Annotated in this window: 4 protein-coding genes; 2 read left to right on the top strand and 2 right to left on the bottom strand. The window is 59.2% G+C overall.

All coding sequences use genetic code 11. The features are described 5' to 3' along the window. A partial coding sequence (locus tag IT350_09820; protein MCC6158339.1) for a hypothetical protein occupies positions 1–265 on the top strand: 265 nt, incomplete at its 5' end. On the opposite strand, the gene ilvD is transcribed toward IT350_09820, so the two are convergent. Then, positions 244–1944 (bottom strand): dihydroxy-acid dehydratase, encoded by a 1701-nt coding sequence (gene ilvD / locus IT350_09815; protein MCC6158338.1) that lies wholly within the window; start codon positions 1942–1944, stop codon positions 244–246. The genes IT350_09820 and ilvD overlap by 22 nt on opposite strands. A 19-nt stretch (positions 1945–1963) precedes the next feature. Continuing rightward, positions 1964–3574 (bottom strand): NAD(P)/FAD-dependent oxidoreductase, encoded by a 1611-nt coding sequence (locus IT350_09810; protein MCC6158337.1) that lies wholly within the window; start codon positions 3572–3574, stop codon positions 1964–1966. A gap of 514 nt (positions 3575–4088) precedes the next feature. Here IT350_09810 and IT350_09805 point away from each other — a divergent pair. After that, on the top strand, positions 4089–5440 hold a 1352-nt coding region (locus IT350_09805; GenBank protein MCC6158336.1), incomplete at its 3' end, for a hypothetical protein.

Genomic DNA, 5440 nt, shown 5'->3' with positions numbered 1-5440 from the left:
CACGCTGATCGTCTGCGGACCGTGCGCCGAGGGCATCGGCGGCGCGCACGCCGTCAACGAGATCATTTACCGCCACACGCTCACGCGGTTTCTGCCGAAGGGCGCGCGGTGCGTGCTCGTCAGCGATCTGCCGAAGGGCGAGGTGGGGCAGACGTTCTTCGCGCACGCCCCGGACCTGGGCGCGGCGATCGCCGAGGCGATGCGCCATCGTCCCGCGAGCGCGGCGGTCCTTCCCGATTCGGTTTACTTGATCCCGAGGTCGTAGCCGGTCACGGCGCCTTCGGACGCCGAGGATACGGTGGCGGCGAATTTCGCCAGCACGCCGCGTTTCTCGCGCGGGGCAGGTTTCGTCCATGCCGCGCGGCGCGACGCGAACTGGGCGTCGCTCAGTTCGACGGATAGAATCTTGCGATCGCCGTCGATGGTGACGCGGTCTCCGTCGCGAAGCAACGCGATCGGCCCGCCGACCCACGCCTCGGGTGCGACGTGCCCCACGACGAGCCCGTGCGTGCCGCCGGAGAAACGGCCGTCAGTGATGAGGCCGACCTTGTCGCCGAGGCCCTGGCCCACGAGCGCGGCGGTGACGGAGAGCATCTCGCGCATGCCCGGTCCGCCGACGGGACCTTCGCCGCGAATCACGACCACATCGCCGGGCTGGATGCTCCTCGCCATGACCGCTTCGAAGCACGCCTCTTCGCCCTCGAACACGCGCGCGGGACCGGTGATGACGCGGCTCTTGAGACCCGCGGTTTTCGCCACCGCGCCATCCGGCGCGAGGTTGCCGCGCAGAATGACGATGTGCCCCGTCGCGAACTTGGGGCGCTCGAAGGGCATGATGACATCCTGCACCGCGTCGTAGACGCTGCGTACGCCCGCCAGATTCTCACCGATCGTTTTTCCCGTGACGGTGACGCAGTCGGCGTGCAGCAGGCCGCGGTCGAGCAGCGCGCGAAGCACCGCGGGCGTGCCGCCGACCTTGTGCAGGTCGTACATCACGTAGCGCCCGCTCGGCTTCAGGTCGGCCAAATGCGGGATCTTGTCTCCAAGGCGGTTGAAATCCGCGAGCGTCCACTCGACGTCGGCTTCGCGCGCGATCGCCATCAGGTGCAGCACCGCGTTGGTCGAGCCGCCGAGCGCGAGCACGAGCGTGTACGCGTTTTCGAGCGATTCGCGCGTGATGATGTCGCGCGGACGGATGCCGCGCTCGATCAGGTTCACGAGCGCGCGGCCCGCGAGATGGGACTGCCGCTCCTTCGCGGCGGAGACGCCGGGATAGCTGGCGTCGTAGGGCAGGCTCATGCCCATCGCCTCGATCGCCGACGCCATGGTGTTCGCCGTGTACATGCCGCCGCACGCGCCCGCGCCGGGACACGCCTCGCACTCGATCTCGTGCACTTCCTCGTCCGTGGCGGTTCCGGCCTGTCGCCGTCCGACCGCCTCGAAGATCGACACGATGTCCACGTCTTCGCCGGCGGGTCCCGTACCGGGCAGAATCGTGCCGCCGTAAACGAAGATCGACGGCACGTTGAGCCGCGCCATCGCCATCAGGCAGCCGGGCATGTTCTTGTCGCAGCCGCCGAACGCCAGCACGCCGTCGTGGTTCATGCCGCCGGAGACGACCTCGATGGAATCGGCGATCACCTCGCGCGAGACGAGGCTGTAGCGCATCCCCTGGTGCCCCATCATGATGCCGTCGGAGGCTGTCGGCGCGCCGAAGATCTGCGGAACGCCGCCCGCGGAATGCACGCCTTCGATCCCCTTGCGCGCGAGGCGATCGAGGTGCGCGTTGCACGGTGTGATGTCGGAAAACAGCGACGCGACGCCGATCATCGGCTTTGCGAAATCGTCGTCGTGGAAGCCAACGCCGCGAAGCATGGCGCGGTTTGGCGCACGCCCGAGCCCATCGGTGGTCAGTCGGCTTTTTTCATTTTTCGGCTGCGTCATGCGGTCGATTCTCCAAAGCTCACGAGGCCGGTCTGGTCAGGGCCTTGCGCAAATAACGGATCGCGCCGATGGGCTCGGCGGCCAAGGCGCACAGCACGCCGCCGACGAACGCGCCCATCACGCCCGCCGCGCCCATGTCGCAGCCCGACATGAACAGGTTCTTGATCGGGGTTCGCGGTCGAAGCCACGGGTTCTGGTAACGCGCGGGGGTCGAAACGACGCCGTAGATTGCGCCCTCGGCGGGGCGCGTGAAGTTCTCGGTGGTGAGCGGCGTCGAGAGTTCGGCGTGTTCGAGCATGGGACGTAGGCCGGGCCGGTACTCGAAAAACTGCTCCAGCATCCGCCCCGTCAAATCGGTCTTCATCGCGTCGTACTCGCCGCCGCGATGCATCCACTCGGTGCCGACCCACTTCTTGAATTCGGCGAACGGCGCGAAGGTGATGACTTCACCCGTGTGAATCTGCTCGGGACCGGGCTTGTACGCCGGGTCTTTGAGGGACGGATAGCTCGTGTAGAGCACGGGGCAGCGCGCGGCGGAAACGTGCGTCTGCCAGAACGACGCCTCGGCGTCCCACGTCTCCCAGAACCATTGATTGGCCGAACTCGCCCCGGCGGACGCGATGTCGCCCTTGAATCCGAGATAAAGGCACAGGTGCGCGGGCGAGGCCGGCAACGAGCGGATGTTGAGCACCCAGTCCTTCGGCCGTTCTTCGGGCGGCAGCATCTGATTGATCGTCACGAGCGCGTTCGCCGCGCTCACGACGCGTTCGGCGCGGATCTCTTCGCCGCCGTCGAGGCGCACCCCGACCGCGCGGCCGTTCTCGATCAGAATCCGTTCCACGCCCGCGCGGATACGCGTCCAGCCGCCGGCATCGGCGACGGTTTTGAGCAGGGTGCGTGCGATCTGTTTTGACCCGCCGATGGGATAGTACGCGCCGTGGAGAAAGTGATGGACAACCGTCGCGTGGATCGCGAACGACGCCTGGCTCGGCGGCGATCCGTAGTAACCCCACTGGCCGGAGAGGATCGTCTTGAGCCGTTCGTTCATGGTGATGGAATCGAGCACGGCCTTGAGCGTCATGCCGGTGAACTTCGATGCGTCGTTTAGGATGAACGGCTCGACAAAATCCGCCGCGCGATCGGGCAGCGCGCGGTAGAGGTAGTACCCGCGCATGGCTGCGACCGTTCGACGCACGAGCCGGAAGTATTCGTCGATCGCCTCGCGATCGTTCGGAAACGCCGCGTAGAGGTTCTCCCTGTACTGCGTCGGATTGTCCGGAAAATCGATCCGAAAGCCGTCGGGGTAGTAGAACTGCTCGTAAACCTTTCCGAGCGACGTCCACTCGAGTTCGCTGTTGGTCAGGTCGGCGAGCACGCGACCGAGCATCGAGTGGTTCGTGACCTCGCCGATGGCGTGCACGCCCACGTCCCAGTGCCACTTTTTGCGCTTGAAGGTGTGCGTGAACCCGCCCGCCACGTAGTGCTGCTCGAGCACCAGCACCTTCTTGCCGAGCTTGGCCAAGATCGCGGCGGTCGTCATGCCGCCCATGCCCGACCCGATGACGATGTAGTCCCATCGCCCGTCGGGAGCGGTTTTGCTCCACACCTTGTTCTCGCGAAATGTCGACACGGCCCGTCCCCGATGGAAAGCGTCTTCATAGCCCGGCGCACCCGGAAAATCAAACCGGGTCGTTTCAGTAGGAAAATTACGCGAAGATCGCAACGGAGCGTCGACGAGTCGGCAGTCGTCACAGAGGCTCTTGGACCGGCACGGATGGAAACCGTATCCGAATTCGGCTAATATGCATGGAACAGGATGATTGGCGCCTCGATGAGTGGTCGTCTATCGGAACGAAAACACCTCGGAGGATCGGGCGCGTGCAGGAAGCCCGATGGTCAGTTGGCCACGCTCAAAGTGACTTGGATTCCGTCGGCAAACCGCAACGTCGAGCCGCACGGTGGACTTCGCGCTCCTTGGTCACCGAAGTACCCGAGAGAAAGCGGCGCAGCAAGCCGTTGTTGGTCATCCCAGCATGGTTCGCCAAAATCATGCGATTTTTTGTTGATGAACACCCGTTATAAACCTGTGTATCTATTGCAACTATTTTTGAGTGACAAAATACAAATGAAAAGTGTGGTGAATGATGAAAAGTGAGCGTGGACCTATTAAACGTTCTTTACTCGGCAGTTCGCCGAGGACATGGAGAGAGTTACTTGAAGTCGAAGTGCGACATGAGGGTCTAAATAGATATCAAATCGTGCGAGGATATGACATTGATGTTGTGCATAGTAAAGTTCTGACAAGGATGGCCGCTTGGGATGAAATCTGGCGCAAAGCGGAACAGAGGAATTCCGTTCAACAGGCAAAAGTAGATAGACGAAAAATGATTGAGGAAAATCGTGAAGCCGCTGAACAGCTCAGCCATGAGGCGCAGGAACAGATGAACGAACTTACTAATATACTTACTCTTTCACTTTCGAAGAAAAATAAACTATTTGACTGGGAGCGACTCAAAAACAAATCCTCGTATTCTACACCCCAACCGATGAAATTTATTATTGCGCCGGTCTCGTTATTATCAAAGCCGGAAAAGCCAAACGAAGAAAACATCCGCTACAATCCAGTATTGAGTTTTCTTGACAAGTTATTTCCGTCTCGACGAAACAGGATATTGTCCGAAGCGGCGGCCGCTCTCGACGCCGATATGAAAAATTGGATCGACGAAATGGCCAAAATAGAAATGACAAATGAAGATCGGCGGAAAAATTATGATCTTAGTGTCAAGGAGAATGAGGAAGCGTACCAAGCGAGAATGAGTGAATGGACTAAAGCGCGCGATAAATACAACTTGGAGATGGCTCACGTCAATGCCAATGTGGAGTTGAAACGTAAAAAGTACCTCGCTAAAGACCCTAATGAAATTTTGACTTTCTGTGAGTTGGTACTATCTAATTCTCCATTTCCGGAATACTTTCCTAATGATTTTGAAATGCAGTTTCTCCCAGAAGCCGAACTCCTAGTCGTAGACTATTTACTGCCAAAAGTTGACGCTTTACCTACGTTAAAATCGGTGAAATATAGTGCTACGACTGAAGAGTTCGTCGAACAACACATTAGCAATACGGTTGCAGCGCAAATTTTTGACGACGTTTGCTATAAGATATCATTGCGCGTTATTCACGAGCTTTTCTCCTCTGATCAAGCGAATTGTCTGCGCGCCGTTAATTTTAATGGGTATATTTCTTCCATCAACCCAGCTACGGGCATTGAGCAAACTGTATGTATAATGACTTTACAGGTTGGAAAGGAGGCATTTCAAGGAATTAATTTAGCGCAAGTTAACCCTCGCGCTTGTTTCAAAGGTCTCAAAGGTGTAGGAAGCGCAAAACTCTCCAGCTTGGCACCGGTCGCGCCTCTGATTAATATCAATAGAGAAGATCGGAGGTTTACAAATTCATACGGTGTTGTTGACTCTCTATCGGCAAGTGAAAACAT

This window comes from Deltaproteobacteria bacterium (assembly GCA_020845895.1).
Lineage (GTDB): Bacteria > Lernaellota > Lernaellaia > JACKCT01 > JACKCT01 > JADLEX01.
The sequence above is the reverse complement of the archived record's forward strand: the minus strand, read 5'-3'. Positions and strand labels throughout refer to the sequence as shown.

Coding starts and splice junctions, on each gene's coding strand:
- ilvD (MCC6158338.1), bottom strand. CDS start 1,944: ATGACGCAGCCGAAAAATGAAAAAAGCCGACTGACCACCGATGGGCTC.